This is a genomic window from Stenomitos rutilans (assembly GCF_059505485.1).
In genome coordinates, this window is record NZ_JCACKR010000118.1 from 1 (window position 1) to 17,780 (window position 17,780).

Below are 17,780 nucleotides of genomic sequence, written 5' to 3' on the forward strand. Positions count from 1 at the left end.
AGAACGTCAAACGCTCCCCGACTCGCTGGCGCACGCCCGACAGCTATGGTCATAGCGCAGAGCTCCAATTAAAGAATGAGGACTAAATGGCTTAAATCTTTGTTCATGCTACAGACCCTTTCAACAAAAAATGAGAACAGTCCTCTGTATTATGAACAAAGATTTACGTTTCTTTACCATCCTTCGATTATACGGATAACCTCATCAATTTGCCAGACAAATTGTTACACAACTTAAAGTTATGGAGGCTGTACGGGTGAAGACGCTTCTGAAGGAAATCAGTATAATCTTACTATCTTTGACGATAAGTCCTGGAATAGCGAGATGTAGCATCACTGAAAATAGCGATGCACAAATTCACTCAATTTAGTTTTGCTTTCATTGGTAGCTGAAGGCGAGGTCTGTAGGCTGCATCATGGCGTCTGAGCGAACGGTTTTCACTGAAGTGATGATGAAACTAAAGCAGGATGCAGGCTGGTGAAAGAAGAGGCATGTTGAAGCGGTAGCCCTTAGCGCAACAAACCTCTCGATCGATGCCGATGAAAAGCAGCTACAAACGATCAACCTTTCTCATAGGCAACGAATTTGGTGAAATTCAACCCGTTTTATGAAACAGACTAAGAAGCGGACAGCCCCCTCCTCCCAACTGCCTTCTTCCTTAACGCTAAGTGAGTTTGCTCATATGGTCATTGGTGAGCAGTATCACGCGATGGTAGAGCAAGAAAAAAAGGTCATTGCAGATAAACACCCCAAGCACCTCCACAATATGCGGGTCGCCACTCGTCGATTAAGGACGGCGCTGCATGTGTTTGATCTGGCGATCGTCATTCCAAAAGCTACTACTGCCAAACGGATTGGCTCCCTTGCCAGAGTGTTGGGCAGATTGCGCGATTTGGATGTGCAGATAGCAGAGTTGCAACAACGCTGCCGCCCAGAGATGCCGTCAACCGAGCAGCGATCGCTGGATGACGTCATTGATCAGCTTCAAAAAGAGCGTCGGGTTGCCTTCACGGATGTGAAGGATGCTTTGATGCGATCGCGCTATCAGCACCTCAAGGCTGACTACGAAGCCTGGATTGACGAGCCTCGCTACACTCCCCTAGCAACGCAAACTTTGCAGCCGCTCATTCCAGATTTATTGAGTCCATTACTGTCAACTCTACTCTTGCATTCTGGCTGGTTAGTGCAAACGGATGAATCGGATGTAGAGAGCGATCGACTGCATGATCTTCGTAAAGCCTGCAAGCACGTGCGCTATCAGGCAGAGTTCTTTGTACCGTTTTATGGCGGAGCCTTTCAGGACTGGATTGGAGACATCCAGGCGATTCAGGCTAAATTGGGGACCATGCACGACAGCCAGGTTTTGCAGGAGCTACTAGCGAAGCATCTGCCTAGACATATGACACTACCAACGCTGCAAGCAACGGTACAGCAAACACAGGCTGAGGCAATGTCTGATTGGGAAACGGTACGACAGCGCTACCTGGAACCCGCCTTTCGCCAGCATTTGCATCACATGTTGCTAGAACCTTTAACAAACAGTGTTCCTAGCGGCACGAAACACTCAGCGTAAGGAGAGGTCTCTAATAAAACTAGCAAGTTCTTAGAGCTATCAGCAGTCAGCTATCAGCGGTCAGAAGGCTTGATTAGTTTCTGTCTTCTACCTTCTAACTCCTGCCCTCTGACTCCTGCCTTCTTCTGCCCATTTGCCCTACATCAATCCCGCAGACTCATACAAGCGTTTCAGGATGGCAAGAATCTTGTCTCCATATTGAGGATCAGCCGCCCAACGTCCATTGAGTTGTCCTACGAGTGGAGCCACGCCACGAGCAACAAAGTTAAATCGTGGATCGACGACTGCCTGTGCCAATGGTTCTGTATTAGCGTAGGCTTTTAGGTGCTGAATTTGCGCTCGCACGCCAATGCGCGCACTGGGGAACGATGCACCTTGAGAGTCGCCACCTGCGGAACCGAGTCCGCCAAAGTTATTCTGTTCTGGTCGAACGGAGCCACTAAAGCGCAGAAAGTCGGTTTCCAGGCACATTTGTGAGAAGGCGATATCGTAGTCAATGCCTTCGATGCTGCCCTCTTCGCGGTAGAGTTTGGCAATGTCAGGATAGCGGGTGAGGGCCGCTTCATTATTTGCTTTGAGAAACATCAGCAGTTGTACTTCGGAGGTGTGTCCCTGTCCAGCAATTCTGTCAAACTGACCAGGGCAAATTTGCGAATTTGACTTAAGGGAGAGGGTGCGGGTGGTGTTGTTCCAATCAACTGAGATATGTCGATCGCGCAAATCAACCGCTCTGACATACACAATATTGCGATAGGTAAGACGACGTACATTTGGGTCAGTGGAGACATCCACACCCAGGCGATCGACGAGATCAATGGGCACATAGGCATTGCCGCTAACCACAATGCCCTGCTCAGCATAGGTCTGTCCGTTGATATTAATGTTGCAGGAGGGATAGCTGCCGGGTGGTGGTGTAGGGGTTGGCGTAGGGGTTGGTGTAGGAGTGGGCGGCGAGACCCCCTGACTCCAAGAAGCTAGCCCATCGGCAATGCCCAAGGCTACATTCCGGCGCTGATTCTGGATGATGAAGCGATCGTCCGGGTTAGAAAGAACCGCAACCTCCATTAATAGAGCAGGAGCAACTAACTGTCGGCAAAAGGCGAGGCTGCCCAACCCCGTTGCCGTATCCGGTCGAGTGCCACGATTGGGTAGCTGAGGGACACGGCGCAGTAACGCCAGCAAAAGGGTTTGGGCCTGTGCCTGACGCTGGGCATTATTGGCGATGTAAAACACTGCCGTACCGCGCACCGATGGGTTGGAAAAGGCATCGGTATGAATTTCAAGAGCAACATCACCGCTACGGGTGCGAGCATTGATCCAATCGAGGGTTTGAATGGCGCTGAGGTCATCGGGCACAGACAGCACCTCAAAACTCCGCGATCGCAACTCTGTGACCACCAGATCGCGTGTCAAGATCATCTCACGCGCTTCGGTGGTGCCGCCGATCACTGCGCCTGGATCGGTCACGCCATTTTCTTGACCACCATGCGCTGCTGAAATAAAGATTCGTCCCATTTGAACCCGTGTCCCCTCACTCGAACTGTGGCGATGGTAACTCGCTTGAGCATGCACTGCCCATGTTGTATACCAAGAAACGGGGTTGGGTGAAAAAATTATGGGTGTGTGGAGTCGGTAAAAGACACGCGTGCTCTTGTGGTCGCTGGTAAGAGTTTTTTCTTGGTAGATTAGAGACGCATAGCAAGGAATGGGCGATCGATGAACACCTCTATTCCTTTTCATGAATTGGTTGAATGTGGTGACGCGCTGCCTACCGATGACCAAGCGTTGCTGTTTGAACTGATCCAAAAACGCCGGATTGAAAAGCGACGACTAGAAATTGCTCAAAACGCAGCAGAGACACTGAAGGCTGTGCGGGCAGGAACTGCTAAACGGGGTTCTGTCGCTGTGTTAGCTGATGTACTCAATGATGTACTTAATAGTGGCGAGTGAACCGATGAAAGCAATTAAGGTGATGGCAACCGTTGATCAGCAAGGACAGTTGGCTTTAGATACGCCGTTAGTCATGAATCAAAATAGCCGAGTTGAGGTCATTGTACTGATCCCAGAGGCTACCGAACGTGATGAAGATGATGAACCAAACGAGAAAATATTAGAGAGCTTACGTCAGTCTTTGCAGGATGCCAAAGTGGGTAAAACTCGTCCTGTTTCGGAGTTATGGGACAGTCTTGACGTCGAGTGAACCACCAGTTATACAAGTTCGCTTTACTGATGACTTTCTGCGACAGGTTCGTGCTTTGGCTAAACGCTACCGTCAGGTTCAAGCCGATATCCAACCTGTGATTCAACAACTTGAAGCTGGTAACGTTCCGGGCGATCGCATTTCAGGAACTGGGTAAACCGTATTCAAAGTGCGGATCAAAAACAGCGATATTCAGAAAGGCAAAAGCGCAGGCTATCGATTGCTTTATCAGGTTGAATCACCATCCAATGTCCTACTCCTGCTGATTTATTCAAAGTCTGACCAAACGGATGTTGAAGCAGCAGAAATCAGAACCGTCATTGCAGAATTCTATGATGAAGACGACTTCCGCTCGTGACAACCGCCATAAGTTAGTTTCGAGTTCTTCCCGCTCCCTCCGCTCCCCCTGCCTTCTGCCCTCTGCCTCCTGCCCTCTGCCTTCCCCTCACTCCAACCCCAACTGCCGCTTCAGTGCCTCTGGCACATTCACCGCTGTCTCTAACCCTTGCACACCCTCCCAGTTTATCTGATCATTCCAGGAAATATCTTCAAGATTAGCCCTACTAAGATCAGCTTCTATAAGAGTGGTATGGAGCAGATGAGCAATAGAGAGGTCAGCACCGGACAAGTCAGCATCAAAGAGATTGGCACCGGACAAGTTAGCACTAAGGAGATAGGCACCAGAAAGGCTAGCACTAGAGAGATCGGCACCGGATAGGTCAGCATCAAAGAGATTGGCACCAGACAGGTTAGCGCCGGATAGGTCAGCATTAGAGAGATCAGCACAAAAGAGGTCGGCACCAGACAGGTTAGCGCCGGATAGGTTGGTACTAAATAAGAAGACACGGACAAGGTTCGCAAGGGAGAAAAAAGGACCAGCAAGATCAGTGAAGGTTTCAAAATCAAGGCATTCGCTGTAATGGATGACTTTAAGTAATCGCCCTGGATGGTTCTTTCCTGAGATTTGTCTGCTGAGGTAAAAGATAATTTGCTTCTTCAACTCATCTCGATCGTCGGCATAGCGGTGCAGTTCCAGCAGCAGAATCATCACGTTGAGTCCGGTATAGACATCTACCTGGCGTTGTCCTAGGGGCTTTTCGCGATCGCTCAATTGCTCCTTCAACAGCCGCATCTTCTTCTGCGGCAGGTTCTCCGGTGGTGCATCGATAAATTCGCCGTCGCACCAGCGCACATAGAAATGCTCCAGGCGTTTGAACAGGCGCACGATTTTCTCAGCGTCAAACAGGTCTGAGCAGAGATCGAAATAGGCGGTGATGTATTCCACGATTTCGGGCGTTAACCCACCAAAGCCCAGCAGGTCGTAAATCTCCCAGTCCATTTGTTCCGTCGGGATGTAAAACTCCTGCCGTCGGATGCCGGGTTGTGCCCAGTCTGCTAAGCTCTCTTTAATTCGTCCGGCGCACAAATACTCACCAAAGCTCTTGTGGGCAAACTCAACCGAGCCACTGCCTATCCGTCCGGGCTGTAGGTAGAAAGCAGCCAGGGCGTTTCTCAGTGGATCACCCTGGAGGCGTGCCCGTGCTTCCTCTAACAGTCTTTTTGCTTCGTCATCTCCCTTTAAACGGTCTTCGATCATTTTGACGGGGGCACACTCACCACCGGACTGCACCACACACAATCCGGCTTCTTCCAGGATGCGGCGGAGACTTTCCGTTTGCAGTGCGGTGATATCCTGGTTGAGCCACTCTGGACGCTGTTTGGTCAGCACCCAATCGATCGTGCGGCTGTAAATCAAATCTCTGGCTTTGGCTCCTGCCGCACCTTCAAACATCTCCAGCTTAAATTCCCCATCCCGGTGCATGGCGGCAAGCAGATAGAGCAACAACGGTTCCCGCGCCAGTTCTCGCACCCGATCGGGTAAGCGTTCGTCCTGCAACAGTGTCTTGAGATGAACCGGATCGGCGGCAATCAGTTTGCCCCATTGGGTAAACCACCGTTCCTGAAGCGCGTCATCCATCGGCAGCAGTTCGACCCGTTCCAGGTTGGCAGGCATCAGGCGTTCGATGCTCTGGAGGGAGAGCGATCGCCCCGTAATCATTACCCGATGGACCTTCTCCCCATTGTCTTTGCAGCTCTCCTGGAACCTGCCCACCTGCTTCAGAAATTCTTCCAACCCACCGCTGGTTCTGCCTTCCATCAGCAGTTCATCGAAGCCATCGAGCAGAAACAGAAAACGGATATTGCGATCGGTCAGCCAGCCCGGATCGTTGCGGGCAAAGTCGCGATCGACGGCTTTACGGAGAGTTTCTTCAAAGTCTTTCTCTAGCGTGCGGATGTCGCGCAGGCGAATGAGAATCGGTGTCCAGCGGGGATGCTCGTACTGCCGCACCCAATCCGCAAACATCCGGCAAAACACACTCTTCCCCCGTCCAGGGCCGCCCTGAATGAACATGACGCGATCGCGCTTCTGGTCATCATTGAGCAATGCCTTCGCCCACTGCTCTAGCGCAACAGGTTCTTTGTCCTCATCCACCTCGCCATTTTGCTGAATGAACTGCGCGTTCAACGGCACGTAGATATCCCGAAACGTGAAGTTCTCCGCAAAGACCTTTTCCAGCGGACGAGTTTGAATTTGCTGCGCCAGATAATCATCAATGCTGAGGTATTTCTCCAGCACCTCGCGCCCACCGACGCGATACCACTCCACCAGACGTTTGACCCCATCACCGACTTGAGCCAAGGCAGGTTGCATGTATTCGTCGGTCTTCCGAGCCACGCGATCGGTGAGCGTTTGAGCCTCCGTTGCCTCCAATCCCGCTTGCTGCAACCGCACCTGTAGAACGGTGTTAAATGCAGCCGCTAGCTTCGACTCGTGAAAGGAAAGGATGGCTTTGTGAGCCTCCCGATCGTCAATGTTCAGATCGCCCAGGGTTTTAATTTGCTGAGCGATCGTGTCTGAAACTGGAGCGTCCCCCAATCGATCCAGTAAGTCGGGCGTTTCTTTCAGAACAGTCTGCAAACTTTCCAGGTAGGCAATCTGACTGACCAGAGCCACGCATTGCTCCAGGCTCGGCTCTTTGTGGGTGTAGTCACACACCAGCTTCAAAATCGTGATGGCAAGGGGCGCGAAGGGAACTGCGTCTTTCACAATCTGAGCAAAGGGCGCATTCAGCACATCCAGCAAGGAGGAAATCTGCTCGATATAGGGCTTCAGCGTTTCCACCTTAGGCTGTTGCTCTTTGACCGTTTTTGCCAGATCAAACACCGCTTTCGCAGCATCGGTGCCAGTTTTTGTCACCTCTGCCGTTTGTTTCCAATTCAAATCCTGGATGTCGGTGTTGAGAAACGCCCAAAGCTTGGTCAGCATTGCCTGTCTTCCTGCGATCGCTGCCTCGAAACTAGCTCAGAAATGCGTTCGTGTACAGATATAGTGGAAGTCAGAAACCAGGAGCCAGAAGTGGAAAATAGCTACAAGTCAGGTTCTTACACCAATTTCCGCTGACGTAGGAAACTGGTATAAGTAAGTCATTAAGTGTAATTAAATTAAAAATGATTTAAGGAGTGAGCGATCGAAAGCTTACCTAAAAGCTTTTCCCTGCAAATTTAACTGATCAATTGCTGGCACGAGTTAGCCCATTTCTACCTCTGCTTCCAAAGCGGCCTCAGCACGCAGATTATCTTCAACTGCCTGAATTGCCATCAGTAACTCTTCCTCCTGTGCCTCGAACTCATCTTCGGGAATATCGCCCATATCAAAAGCGAGTTGAAGTGCCAAAAGTCGTTTGCTGAGATTTTCGGTGTCGTCAAGTTCAGCATCGGCACGCTGTTGAATTTGTTCAGCAATCCAGCCGATGCCTGTAACGGGAGCAAAGAGGAGTTTGAAGAGCATAGGAAGGGGAAGTTTTGAGTCTGAGTTTTGAGTTAGAAGAGTTTTAGTTGTAAAGACCGTTGAGTTATCAAAAGAGTTGTTAGTCATTTAGATTGATCTTCGTTGCTGATCATCAACTTCTGACTCCTGGATCCTGACTTCCCTTTCTCTAACAACCAACAATTAAAAACTAACAACTACTCCAACCGATCGAGTTGGGCAAAGTTAAATGGTGCAGTGAAGTTGTTGTAGCGAATTTTGAGGCGGCTATCAAATTGATGGTCGAGGGCTTCTACTTGTTGGCTAAAGTCTGATTCTGTTTCCCACGGAATGAGATAGGCGGCGTTGAAAATCATCGACTCGGTGAGGGTATCGTTCTCAACCCGATCGTTCGCCAGTGGGTTCAGGGTTTCACGAAAGGTTTGGATGATCGCTTGTTTACGGGCTTCCATCGCACGTTCGATCGCCTGACCGATGGAAACCACTTCATCCATGCCCAGCGTTCGCCCTTCCAGATTGTCTCGCTTTTCTCTCAAGGTCTCGTTCTCTTCTAGGAGTAGTTGCAGTTCACGATCGGCTTCCCAAAACACCTTTACTCCAACCTCACGCTGCCCATTCAATTTTGTGAACAGCTTCTCTAAGCCCTGACCATAGGGTGCAGTCAACTGTTTCGTCACCGTGTTCCAATCTTCAATGACGAGACCAAACTGAAGCGGCAACAGCGTCCGATAGCCCACTTCCATCACCTGTTCCAACACTTTTTCGTGCCCCAGCAAGTTGCGCCGACTTGCCAGGTAACGCTCTTGCTGCGCTTCTGAGTACAGAAAAGTGAAGTTATCGACGACTTCTGTATGTACAGGCTGCTTGTCCAAGCCTTCGAGATGGAGATTTTGTGGGCCAGGAGCAGGAAAAATACCGTAAAGATAGAGTCTATTTGTCATGGGGCAAGGTCTAGGAAAGGGGGCAAAAGGAATTCGTTAGCGCGATCGCGTTGCATTCGATCGACATCTAGCTTTAGAGTTCCCTTCTCAATTACTCTCTAACGCTCAACTTCTTAAAGAGTGTAGATTTCATCACTCTGCACACTGGCGCAGTTACATTGCATAACGTCCTAAATTCTTAACAGTGCCACATTGTGATTATTGTCTAAAAGTGGCTACCGCCGAATAAATCTTCTTTTCAATACTAATTATGGTTAAGATTCAGTAGACCGTACAAATCGAAAATTGCGTGTACAACCACTAACGACCACAACCGATTGGTTTTAGCATAAAACAATCCAAAAACAAGACCCAGAGAAAAAATAGCTACAATACCGTGAATAGGTTGATATAGATGATACAGCGTTCTAATTAAGGTACTACTCATTACAGCGATCCAGAGATTCTTTGATTTCTTCAAGAAATGAATGATGTAACCACAAACAAAAATCTCCTCAAACACTGGATTAATGACAGAGGCACAAACTATTGTCCATAGACTAATGCCTGCTGTGGAAAGAGCTTTATTCTGATTAATTGCTTGAATTTCAGGAAATAGTACTGCTAAAGCAATCCAAATCAGAACATATGTGACATAAACTGCTGGAATAAGTCCAGCCACCACCACTGTTGACTTCCAGCTTGGTATAACTCCAAGCTGTGCCAAGATCCAGCCACGTTTCTTCAAAAACCAACCAAGGATAAGAAGCACAGCGATCTCATAGAGCAGTAGAGATATTAAGCTTCTTTCCGTAATAAAAACTTTGTGAGGTTCGGAGAAGAGAGAGAACAAAGAGCTAATCGAAAGATAACCAAACGCAACAATAACTATTACAAGAAATTCAAATCTTGGGGAGGCTCTCTCTACCCATCTCTCAAGCTTTTTCAATGCTTACTGCCTCCCTATAGTATTTAAAGGATGGTCTTGAAATGCTTTCCCTGCAACCGCTTGAGCGACTTAACACATCTTAATAAAATTTTCTTATGTCCTGTCCCCTAAAGCGGCTTCGCGGTGAGCACTAGCTGAAGTTTGGCGTGAATCAGGTCTATGTCTGCTAGTCCCAAATCAACATTTCCTTGCAGTACGACACCTGTATTTAAGAGGCGATCGAGGAGTTCCAAAATCGTTGGGTTGGCAGTATTCTCACCGGGATAGTAGCCGCCCGTCTTAGGTAGAAGGGTGCCAATTTCACCGAGGTCAATGTTGAGATCTGCCGGATCAATGTCAAAAATGTGGCAAATTTCAACAACTTGTTCTTCTAGCTTGCGGAGGCTTTCGGCAGCACGATCGAGGTCTTCATCATTTAGCTCGCCCACTTCCATCCGACGGATCACTTGTGCCTCCATTAGTTGGCGCACAAGCTCTACGACGGTTAGCAAGAGGGGAGCCAAGCCAGCATCTTTACTGGCTTTGGGTGTGGTTGAGAGGGCTTGAAGCGGGAGATCAGAAGCGGTCACTCGGTTTGCCAGGTATAGTTGCCTGCCTCTATCTTCGTCGATTTTTCGATCAACGGTTCTTGCTAATTAGTTTGAATTTTGAGCCTTAAGTTCAGCCTCCAGCCTTTTCGCTGACTGCTGACTGCTGACCGCTTCCTAGCTGGCGGGACGGAGCGATCGCAACTCTGACTCCAGGCTCTCCACTCGCTGCATCAACTGCTGGTTCGCTTCGATTAAATTTTGAGATTGGGCGCTGAAATGAGGATTATTCTCCCACCAGTTAATACCCATCTCCTTCGCTTTATCCACAGAGGCAATGAGTAGGCGGATGCGGATGTTGAGTAGTTCAGTGGTGGCAACCGAGACGGAAATATCGCCTGCAATGACGATGCCTTTATCGAGCACGCGTTCGAGTACGTCTGCCAGTGTGGAACCTGCGGTGGCAGTAGCGATCGATCGTGCAGAGTCTTTAGTGGACACAGTTGCTGTGGGGTAGGCTTTGGTTGGAATAACGGCAGTCATGATTTAACCTTTTGTAGGGAGATAAAGCCGATCGCGCAGCATCACGCTACCTTTTTCTGCCAGCAGGCGAAGGACATCAACCGTGCGGAAGCGATCGAGTTCCAGCGCCCGCTCAATTTGTGAAAGTCTTGCCCCGTTGACCTGCTTAAGGTAAGCAAGGATTTCTTGCTCATAGGGAATTTCTGTCTCTGCACTTTTGACGGCTTCTGCGCTTTCTACAGATTCAGACGATGCTACAGATTCAGAACCATTTACAGCCTCAGAAGGTGCAGAGATGTCAGGTGTTTCAGGCACTTCAACTTCTAGCGCGCTTGCATCTTCTGCGATCGAGTCAAGGGCTGACTCAGACATGACCGCTTCTAACGCCAGTGCAGCCAGTGCTTCAGTCATGGCTTCGGTTTGGGCTGCTACAGTGTCGGTTTGAGCGATCGCCACATCGTAGAGCGAATGGTTGAGTTCACACGCCTCTGGTTCTGCTTCGACCAGGCCAATGCCGATCGCATCGTTGAGCAGTTCCCACAAAATCTTGGTTGTTTCCGCTAGCGGCAAACTGGAGCGCGACAGCAGCACATCAAAGCAGAGGTCACGGAAGTCAGCGTTTCCAGGCGATGCCAAAATCTCGTGATCATGGCAGACCTTACCTAACATCAAGCAGGAACGTAAACCAGACGATTTTTCGTTGTGGGTGCGAATGCGGAACTCTTTGACTAACCGCACAATGAGTAAGGCACTGGCGCGATCGACCTCCGTTTTTTGCACCAGAATTTCTTGCTGGGTCAGTTCATCTGGTTCAGGCATGTTAATCGTCACCAGACGATCCATCAACGCATCCTGAGTGGCATGAACACCGCAGTATTCTTCTGGATTTGAGGTGAAAATCGCGCGAAAATTGGGACTGACTCGGATGTACTCGCTGCGATTATTGCTAGGTGGCAGCACAAGCAACTTCTCTTCGAGTGCTGACAGCAGCACGTTGTTGACCTCTGGGCGCGATCGGTTGAACTCATCGTAAACCAGGGTAAACCCTTCCCGGCAAGCCAACGTGAGGCGTGAATCAACCCAGTTTTGCCGCAGTTCATCCTCGACCTTGACCACGCTGTGGATGTAGTTATCCACCACTTTTTTGCGGGTATAGCCCGACTGATTGCCGATCAAGTCAGATGTTTTAAACTCATCGTCACCAAAGATGAGCATCAATGGGCGGGCCAGCAAATCGGCTAAATGTAGCGCTAGCGTCGTTTTACCTGTTCCAGCCGGACCGCGTAGATGAACCGAATAACCGGATTGCAGATAGCGTAGAGCACGATTTGCTACTCGTTCAACAGAGGGAGTGCTGACGAAGCGTCGGGGGCTGGCGCGGAGTACTGTTGTCACAGGTTAGACCTCTTGAAGGGATGAGGGATGAGAGATGAGGGATGAAGGGAAAGAGAGTTTTGAGTTGATTGAGCAATCAGCTTTGGCCCTTAGCCTTTAGCCTTCTACCCTACTCCCTACTCCCCACTCCCTTTTTACGTATGGGCAAGTTGCGTTTGAGCGAGATAGATACGATCGCGCTGAGTAATTAAGCCTTTTTTGATCAGCGATCGCAGCGCATCAACAGCCTGAAAGCGATTAATGCCAAGCGCGGCTTCAATCTCAGTTAAGCGTGCGCCTTGAACGGTGTGAATATGGGCGTAAACCTCTTTTTCATGAGCGATGACCTCTGGCTGTAGTGCCTTCGCTGCTTTTGCAGGCGGCGCAACTGCAACCGTATTCCCGTTTTGAAACGCTCCTACAGTTGTTGTGGCTGCTACTGAGCCATTTGGCTGCACCGACACGCGACCAACGGGTTTGGTAGTATGTTTATATGGCTGTGGTCTCACGACGGGTGCTTCGGCACTCACAGCCTCTCTACCCCAAACCGTGTGACGAAGATCTTGAGAGAACCGTTGTAGCTCGGCGCGAAAGACGGCAAGGCGTTGGAAGAGTGCTTGTGTCTCCGCTTCACGTTTGGCTCGACTATGCCTCAGCGCTTGATCCAACTGCACAGCACGCTGATGGCGCACGGCTTCGAGTTCAATGAGGTAGCTTTGCACATCGGAACGCAGGGCATCGACAAAAGCAACTAATTCTTGTTCCAAGCGATCAGCGGCTTCGGTACGTTCTGCCTGCGCTGTGGCTAGAAAGGTGGTGGTTTGCTGCCTCAGCATCTGTACAAATGTATCGAGCGTCTGATTGAGTTGAGCCGCTTGTTGATGGCGACGATCGCCCGCCGCTATCAGAAACGCTTGGGTTTCTAAGTGCAGTCTTTGGCAAAACTGCTGTAGCTCGGTGCGGTAGGTGATACTTTCGTTAGCAAGCGTTGTGCGAAAAAGGCTAAGTTCATCACGCAGTTGGGCTGCTTTGAGGTACCGTTCTTGCCTAGTTGCGGTTAATACATCGGCAACCGTTTGTTGACGCTGGGCTACTTCTTGCTGGCGTTGCTGTCGCTGCTGCTGCCAGGAATCCTTTAAAGACATTGTTAAAACTCCTTCCCATCGTGTCAGGGAATGATCAACCAACCATTAAGCTGGGAAACCAAAGGGTCTCCCAGCATTCAACAAACCTTTTGCAACATGCTGGGATCGAGCTTGAACGTTGATCCACTGCGATGCGGCGATCAACGTTAACAAAAGGTTGCGTTTACTAAGACGCGGGAACAGCCGCTTGAGCGGTCAGGCCCACAGCTTCGGCATACTTCAAGTAGGTTTCAACCGATGCAATCACGACACGAGCTTCGATCGATAGCAGTTCAATGCCAACCAACGACACACGAACCCAAGCATCAATCACGATGCCTTTGTCCAAGATGCGATCGACCACTTCAGCCAAGCTAGAGGAGGAGTTTACTTTTTCAACAGCCATTGTTTTTTACCTTTAACGGATAGATGGAACTTGGTACGCCTCACCTCTCCCCGTAGAGGGTTTGACATGGGTTTTGGCTTCCGATCCAACAATAGGCACTGGCTTGGTAGAAACAACCGTCGCAATCACTGAATCTCAGACCTAAAAGCTTTTGCTTCACTCGCAAAATTACTGAGTGATTACCCCTGCTTTATGGGAATAGATGAAGCGTTAATAAGTATTGCGAACAATTAAGTAAAGCAATGTAATGAGACGCATAGCCTAGACGCGGGGCAAAACTTTTAGCGCCCGCTTCTTGGTGAGAAAATTCGGCTTGTTTGCAGAGTTTAGGGGGCTATCACTGGCAGGCCACTCATAGAAAGTTCTAATTAAACCGTTAAGAATCTGTTGTGGCTGTGGGTATTATGGCTAAAATTTGGGTGTGTCAGTAGTGCTAATGAAAAGCACGGCTTGACGCGACTGCTATCGTTCTGTCTTGCTTCTGCTTTAGTACTGAGATCACAGAAGGAGTACGCCTATGTCAGATTTGAATCGCGGCATCATGAAGTTTGACGGCGCAGATAATCCAAAATCGATCGCCATTTCGGCTGTTATCGTTTTAGGAAGCATTGCAGCCCTAGTGTTCTGGGCATTGCAATCGGCCTACGCATTGGGCTAGCTTCAGGCCGGTCATCAGTAGAACCGAGACATTATAAAGAAGACTAGATGCATGAAACGTTGTTTAATGCATCTTTTTTTCAGCAGAGGGTGCTTTTGGCTTGTACTTCAACCGAGTCTTTGAGTGATTAGAGCGCGATCGTCACAAAGGCGAACTCGCTCTAGTGCTCGTTACTAGACACTGCTAATCTGTGTTAGGACTCATGATGATGATCACGCAGTCGCCATCAGCACCAACCACGATTGAGCGAAACAGCAGACAAAGCCATGCAGCTTGAATTTGTTCCCGTAGAAGAGTTCTACTTTGCCTTGACGCTAGCAGTAAGAACTCTGGATGACTTAACTGAAGCAGGTTTGGCAGAGCAAGTAGAAAATCGGCTGAAGCAGGAATTTGGTCAGCCCTCTACTGTGGCAGCGGCTAGCCAAAATACTTACAACTACGTGTTTCGAGTGCGCGATGTAGATAATAGTCCTGCTAATCAATTGATTTTATCGATCGCAGATTGGCAGGGCAACCTTCGTTTGAGTAGTGACTATGGTTGGACGCTTGATGCTGAACGCAAACCCATACGCACCGATAAGTTTAGCCAGCGGACAGTGTTCTCTGAGCAAGTGCGCTCACACTTACAGCACTGGCTTCAGCTCGCTTTTGCTAGTTAACATTCTTTAGTTGGTTAAGCGTGAGTTCCTTGAAACAACCATTACAACCGTCAGCATGATTCAGCTAAGGCCGTAGTAACTCACTACGCTGATGCAGAAAGTAGTCTAAAAACTACTTGTGAACGAAGGAAAGTGTCATCTGCTTTTACATTCTTTTATCAACGGTCTCGTATCCTTTGCAACTAAAAAGACGAAACTTTCAAGTGGTACAGGTTAGCCATCAAAGAGAACCTTGCCACCTAAAAATTTCGCCTCAAAGCCGTAGCCTTTGCAGAAGAAATATAGCGTTCTACGTATTCGTTGTTTGGGCGGCTAGCAACTGCTTCAGCTTTTCTAGCTCTTGTGCCCAACGTGGATCGGGTTGCACACTATCAGACTCCGTTTGAGTACCACCCGCACGGCGTGACTTGTTATTCCCGTTATTGCCATTGCCCTTACGCCGTGCCCCACCAGTTGCACTTCCAGTGGAAACAGGTGCGGCGGTAGTAGGCGCATCCTCGTCTGCTTTATCCTTCGCTCTAGGTTGCGCTCGCTCGACTTTCAGCGTGTTATCTTTCAACGGATGGCCGTTGAACTTTTCAATGATTTCATCCGCTTGCTCTTCACTTTTGACTGTGACAAAACCAAACCCGCGACATTTGTTTGTTTTGCGATCGGTGATGATTTTAATCGAGATTGAATCGCCTACTTCAGCGAAAACCGCCTCTAGTTCTTGACGATTCAAATCTTCGGGTAAATTGCCGACATAGAGACGAATAGACATGGGAACGATACCTCTAAACTGTGATTCAGATAGACATGCTTGAGCGCACCAACTAAACGCTGCATTCAATCAGAGCTGTCACGCTCGACTTGGAAACAGCCAACCCTTTTTGAAAAACATACTGGACGATACTGCACACGGATTGAATCGCCTCCGTTCACCGTCCCACGTCTGATGGCGCTTACACCGGACGGCGAGGAGTGTGGATTGAAATGATGATTATACAAATTCTTGGTCATCACCGGAGAGTCAAGGATGAGCAACTTGTTTCGATGTCAGTACGCGAGACACTTATGCCATCCATAAAGGTATCACGGTGGGAAAGACGCAGGTAGAGATATTGAAGATTTCTGACCTCAGCAGTACTTCTTAGGGCACCTACTTTACAGTTCTACCCCATGAGCGAGCAATAAACCCGAACAAGCAGCCTGATAGCTACGCATGGTGTGAATAGACCTTTGCACTCAGAACTGCTATCCAACAAGCGCTAATAGTGTACCGGGCAGCTAGCAGTGAGGGCTAAACCAGCTTGCCACGAAGCCTGCCACCGTTAACGCCATGTAAAGTAATGTAACATTTATGAAGCAGCGGTGCAAGCTCAAAGAGCAGCAGACGCTAAAAGATTGCTCTAGCTTAGGCATCGAATGGCTTCCAGCATCCCTTTCGCTTTGTTAAGGGTCTCTTCATATTCAGTTTCAGGTTGGGAATCTGCAACGAGTCCTGCACCTGCTTGTACACTGACGGTATGTTGTCCTCCTCCTTGTGAACGGACAACCATTGTACGGATGGCGATCGCGGTATTCAGCTGCCCTTCAAAGTCGTAGTAGCCATAAGCACCCGAATAAGGGCCACGACGACAGGGCTCGAGAGCGTGAATGATTTCCATCGCTCGAATTTTGGGTGCCCCACTCACCGTCCCAGCGGGAAAACAAGCCTTTAGCAGATCCCAGGCGGTTTTGCTGGGTGCGAGTTTACCAACAACGTTGCTCACGATGTGCATGACATGCGAGTAGCGCTCAATCATCATCAGTTCATCCACGCTAACGGTGCCATTGATACAAACCCGCCCTAAATCGTTCCGTCCCAAATCCACCAGCATGACGTGTTCGGCCACTTCTTTGGGATCTTGGAGCAAATCGGCGGCTAGAGCCGCATCTTCTTGAAAGGTTTTACCCCGCTTGCGTGTACCCGCGATCGGTCGTACCGTTGCCACCAACGGATCAGTCGGGTTGGACGCTAGCTCTGCTTTGACCATTACTTCAGGGCTAGACCCAATAATCTGCCAGTCTCCAAAATGGAAATACGCCATGTAAGGCGATGGGTTGATTAACCGCAGCGATCGATAGAGGGCAAACGGATCGCCACTGTACTCTGCTGATAACCGTTGCGAAACGACGACTTGAAAGATGTCGCCCGCTTGAATGTGCGCTTTTGCCGTTTCAACGTTGGCGCAAAACTGCTCCTTTGTGGTGTTGCTGGTGTAGAAGGGTAGGGTGTGGGGTGTGGGGTGTGGGGTGTGGGGTAACGGAGGATGCTCTTGTGGCTTGTGGCTTGTGGCTCCTGGGGGTGTCCATGCCAGCAGCACGGCCTGTTCGGACAAAGGGGATTGGAGTTTGTTCACCAGTTGGGCCACCCGATCGCAGGCTTGCTGATAGGCCAGGGCATGGTCAGTCGCAGGGTCGCGAAGATCGGCATAGGCGATCGCCCACACCTTCCGCTTGACCTGATCAAAAATCAGTAAATGATCGACCTGCATCCACAGGCCATCTGGTAAATCGGCTTCAACTGCTGGATAAACGGGCACACGCGGTTCAATCCAGTGAATCAACTCATAGCCCCAAAAGCCAAAGAGTCCTCCAATGCCGGGTGGCAACTCTGGCAGTTTAACCGGGTGATACGGTTGCAAACAGTCGGCAAGTGCTGTGAACGGATCACCCTCAAAAACCTGCGTTGAACCGTCGCGGTGGGTTTGAGTCGTTTGGCTCCCCTTTGCTTCTAATGTCCAGAGCGGATCGCACCCTAAAAGACTGTAGCGACCCAGTTGTTCACCACCTTCGATCGACTCTAACAAGAAGCTGTAAGGCTGCCCTGCACACACCCGATACCAGGCAGATACAGGGGTATCCAGATCGGCAACCCATTCTTGATAGACAGGGATAAAGTTACCTTGACTGGTGAGGCGAGAGAATTCAGCGAAGGTTGGAAAAATCATGGGCAAAGAGGGGACATTTTAGAACTGAGTTGAATTCAATGTAGCCTTCAGTGCTTTGCCACTG

18 protein-coding genes are annotated in these 17,780 nt (G+C 49.5%); 6 read left to right on the top strand and 12 right to left on the bottom strand.

What is annotated here, in order from left to right:
- Positions 1–607: 607 nt before the first annotated feature.
- Positions 608–1,573 carry a CHAD domain-containing protein gene (locus tag AC5JLP_RS25540; protein WP_496070651.1) on the top strand — a complete coding sequence of 322 codons (966 nt, stop codon included), beginning with the start codon at positions 608–610 and terminating at the stop codon, positions 1,571–1,573.
- Between the two features lie 138 nt (positions 1,574–1,711).
- On the opposite strand, the gene tftA is transcribed toward AC5JLP_RS25540, so the two are convergent.
- The gene (gene tftA, locus AC5JLP_RS25545) at positions 1,712–3,088 is read right to left on the bottom strand and encodes a hormogonium tapered terminus morphoprotein TftA (protein WP_496070652.1); all 1,377 of its coding nucleotides are present in this window, start codon (positions 3,086–3,088) and stop codon (positions 1,712–1,714) included.
- 201 nt (positions 3,089–3,289) lie between these two features.
- On the opposite strand from tftA, the gene AC5JLP_RS25550 reads away from it, so the two are divergent.
- The 3 genes from AC5JLP_RS25550 to AC5JLP_RS25560 all read left to right on the top strand — a co-directional run bounded on the left by AC5JLP_RS25550 (position 3,290) and on the right by AC5JLP_RS25560 (position 4,131).
- Positions 3,290–3,523, top strand: coding sequence for a hypothetical protein (locus AC5JLP_RS25550; protein ID WP_496070653.1), 234 nt, complete (start codon positions 3,290–3,292; stop codon positions 3,521–3,523).
- A 4-nt stretch (positions 3,524–3,527) separates the two neighbouring features.
- The gene (locus AC5JLP_RS25555) at positions 3,528–3,773 is read left to right on the top strand and encodes a type II toxin-antitoxin system RelN family antitoxin (protein WP_496070654.1); all 246 of its coding nucleotides are present in this window, start codon (positions 3,528–3,530) and stop codon (positions 3,771–3,773) included.
- Between the two features lie 169 nt (positions 3,774–3,942).
- Positions 3,943–4,131, top strand: a complete 189-nt coding sequence (locus AC5JLP_RS25560; protein WP_496070655.1) for a hypothetical protein — start codon at positions 3,943–3,945, stop codon at positions 4,129–4,131.
- Positions 4,132–4,218: 87 nt separating this feature from the next.
- On the opposite strand, the gene AC5JLP_RS25565 is transcribed toward AC5JLP_RS25560, so the two are convergent.
- The 9 genes from AC5JLP_RS25565 to gvpA form a co-directional block, all read right to left on the bottom strand.
- Positions 4,219–7,101, bottom strand: a complete 2,883-nt coding sequence (locus AC5JLP_RS25565; RefSeq protein ID WP_496070656.1) for an NACHT domain-containing protein — start codon at positions 7,099–7,101, stop codon at positions 4,219–4,221.
- A gap of 261 nt (positions 7,102–7,362) precedes the next feature.
- Positions 7,363–7,623, bottom strand: a complete 261-nt coding sequence (locus AC5JLP_RS25570) for a gas vesicle protein GvpG (protein WP_496070657.1) — start codon at positions 7,621–7,623, stop codon at positions 7,363–7,365.
- Between the two features lie 176 nt (positions 7,624–7,799).
- Positions 7,800–8,543, bottom strand: coding sequence for a gas vesicle protein GvpF (gene gvpF / locus AC5JLP_RS25575; RefSeq protein WP_496070658.1), 744 nt, complete (start codon positions 8,541–8,543; stop codon positions 7,800–7,802).
- 244 nt (positions 8,544–8,787) lie between these two features.
- Entirely contained in the window at positions 8,788–9,471 is a 684-nt protein-coding gene (locus tag AC5JLP_RS25580) for a CPBP family intramembrane glutamic endopeptidase (RefSeq protein WP_496070659.1), read from the bottom strand.
- 107 nt (positions 9,472–9,578) lie between these two features.
- Positions 9,579–10,040 (bottom strand): gas vesicle protein K, encoded by a 462-nt coding sequence (locus AC5JLP_RS25585; RefSeq protein WP_496070660.1) that lies wholly within the window; start codon positions 10,038–10,040, stop codon positions 9,579–9,581.
- A 135-nt stretch (positions 10,041–10,175) separates the two neighbouring features.
- Positions 10,176–10,541 (bottom strand): gas vesicle protein, encoded by a 366-nt coding sequence (locus AC5JLP_RS25590; RefSeq protein WP_496070661.1) that lies wholly within the window; start codon positions 10,539–10,541, stop codon positions 10,176–10,178.
- 3 nt (positions 10,542–10,544) lie between these two features.
- Complete coding sequence (gene gvpN, locus AC5JLP_RS25595; RefSeq protein ID WP_496070662.1) at positions 10,545–11,915, bottom strand: gas vesicle protein GvpN; 1,371 nt, start codon at positions 11,913–11,915, stop codon at positions 10,545–10,547.
- A 134-nt stretch (positions 11,916–12,049) separates the two neighbouring features.
- Positions 12,050–13,039 carry a hypothetical protein gene (locus AC5JLP_RS25600; protein ID WP_496070663.1) on the bottom strand — a complete coding sequence of 330 codons (990 nt, stop codon included), beginning with the start codon at positions 13,037–13,039 and terminating at the stop codon, positions 12,050–12,052.
- 166 nt (positions 13,040–13,205) lie between these two features.
- Entirely contained in the window at positions 13,206–13,424 is a 219-nt protein-coding gene (gene gvpA / locus AC5JLP_RS25605) for a gas vesicle structural protein GvpA (protein WP_496070664.1), read from the bottom strand.
- 517 nt (positions 13,425–13,941) lie between these two features.
- Between gvpA and AC5JLP_RS25610 the strand changes: the two genes are divergently transcribed.
- Together AC5JLP_RS25610 and AC5JLP_RS25615 are read left to right on the top strand one after the other, a co-directional pair.
- On the top strand, positions 13,942–14,082 hold the full coding sequence (locus AC5JLP_RS25610; RefSeq protein WP_496070665.1) for a hypothetical protein: 141 nt from the start codon (positions 13,942–13,944) through the stop codon (positions 14,080–14,082).
- A gap of 266 nt (positions 14,083–14,348) precedes the next feature.
- The gene (locus AC5JLP_RS25615; RefSeq protein WP_496070666.1) at positions 14,349–14,741 is read left to right on the top strand and encodes a hypothetical protein; all 393 of its coding nucleotides are present in this window, start codon (positions 14,349–14,351) and stop codon (positions 14,739–14,741) included.
- Between the two features lie 289 nt (positions 14,742–15,030).
- On the opposite strand, the gene AC5JLP_RS25620 is transcribed toward AC5JLP_RS25615, so the two are convergent.
- Together AC5JLP_RS25620 and AC5JLP_RS25625 are read right to left on the bottom strand one after the other, a co-directional pair.
- On the bottom strand, positions 15,031–15,504 hold the full coding sequence (locus AC5JLP_RS25620) for an RNA recognition motif domain-containing protein (protein ID WP_496070667.1): 474 nt from the start codon (positions 15,502–15,504) through the stop codon (positions 15,031–15,033).
- A gap of 628 nt (positions 15,505–16,132) precedes the next feature.
- Positions 16,133–17,716 carry an anthranilate synthase component I family protein gene (locus AC5JLP_RS25625; protein WP_496070668.1) on the bottom strand — a complete coding sequence of 528 codons (1,584 nt, stop codon included), beginning with the start codon at positions 17,714–17,716 and terminating at the stop codon, positions 16,133–16,135.
- Between the last annotated feature and the right edge of the window lie 64 nt (positions 17,717–17,780).

Coding starts and splice junctions, on each gene's coding strand:
- AC5JLP_RS25625 (WP_496070668.1), bottom strand. CDS start 17,716: ATGATTTTTCCAACCTTCGCTGAATTCTCTCGCCTCACCAGTCAAGGT.
- AC5JLP_RS25590 (WP_496070661.1), bottom strand. CDS start 10,541: ATGACTGCCGTTATTCCAACCAAAGCCTACCCCACAGCAACTGTGTCC.
- AC5JLP_RS25615 (WP_496070666.1), top strand. CDS start 14,349: ATGCAGCTTGAATTTGTTCCCGTAGAAGAGTTCTACTTTGCCTTGACG.
- AC5JLP_RS25600 (WP_496070663.1), bottom strand. CDS start 13,039: ATGTCTTTAAAGGATTCCTGGCAGCAGCAGCGACAGCAACGCCAGCAA.
- AC5JLP_RS25550 (WP_496070653.1), top strand. CDS start 3,290: ATGAACACCTCTATTCCTTTTCATGAATTGGTTGAATGTGGTGACGCG.
- AC5JLP_RS25555 (WP_496070654.1), top strand. CDS start 3,528: ATGAAAGCAATTAAGGTGATGGCAACCGTTGATCAGCAAGGACAGTTG.
- AC5JLP_RS25565 (WP_496070656.1), bottom strand. CDS start 7,101: ATGCTGACCAAGCTTTGGGCGTTTCTCAACACCGACATCCAGGATTTG.
- AC5JLP_RS25570 (WP_496070657.1), bottom strand. CDS start 7,623: ATGCTCTTCAAACTCCTCTTTGCTCCCGTTACAGGCATCGGCTGGATT.
- AC5JLP_RS25610 (WP_496070665.1), top strand. CDS start 13,942: ATGTCAGATTTGAATCGCGGCATCATGAAGTTTGACGGCGCAGATAAT.
- AC5JLP_RS25540 (WP_496070651.1), top strand. CDS start 608: ATGAAACAGACTAAGAAGCGGACAGCCCCCTCCTCCCAACTGCCTTCT.
- tftA (WP_496070652.1), bottom strand. CDS start 3,088: ATGGGACGAATCTTTATTTCAGCAGCGCATGGTGGTCAAGAAAATGGC.
- gvpA (WP_496070664.1), bottom strand. CDS start 13,424: ATGGCTGTTGAAAAAGTAAACTCCTCCTCTAGCTTGGCTGAAGTGGTC.
- gvpF (WP_496070658.1), bottom strand. CDS start 8,543: ATGACAAATAGACTCTATCTTTACGGTATTTTTCCTGCTCCTGGCCCA.
- AC5JLP_RS25620 (WP_496070667.1), bottom strand. CDS start 15,504: ATGTCTATTCGTCTCTATGTCGGCAATTTACCCGAAGATTTGAATCGT.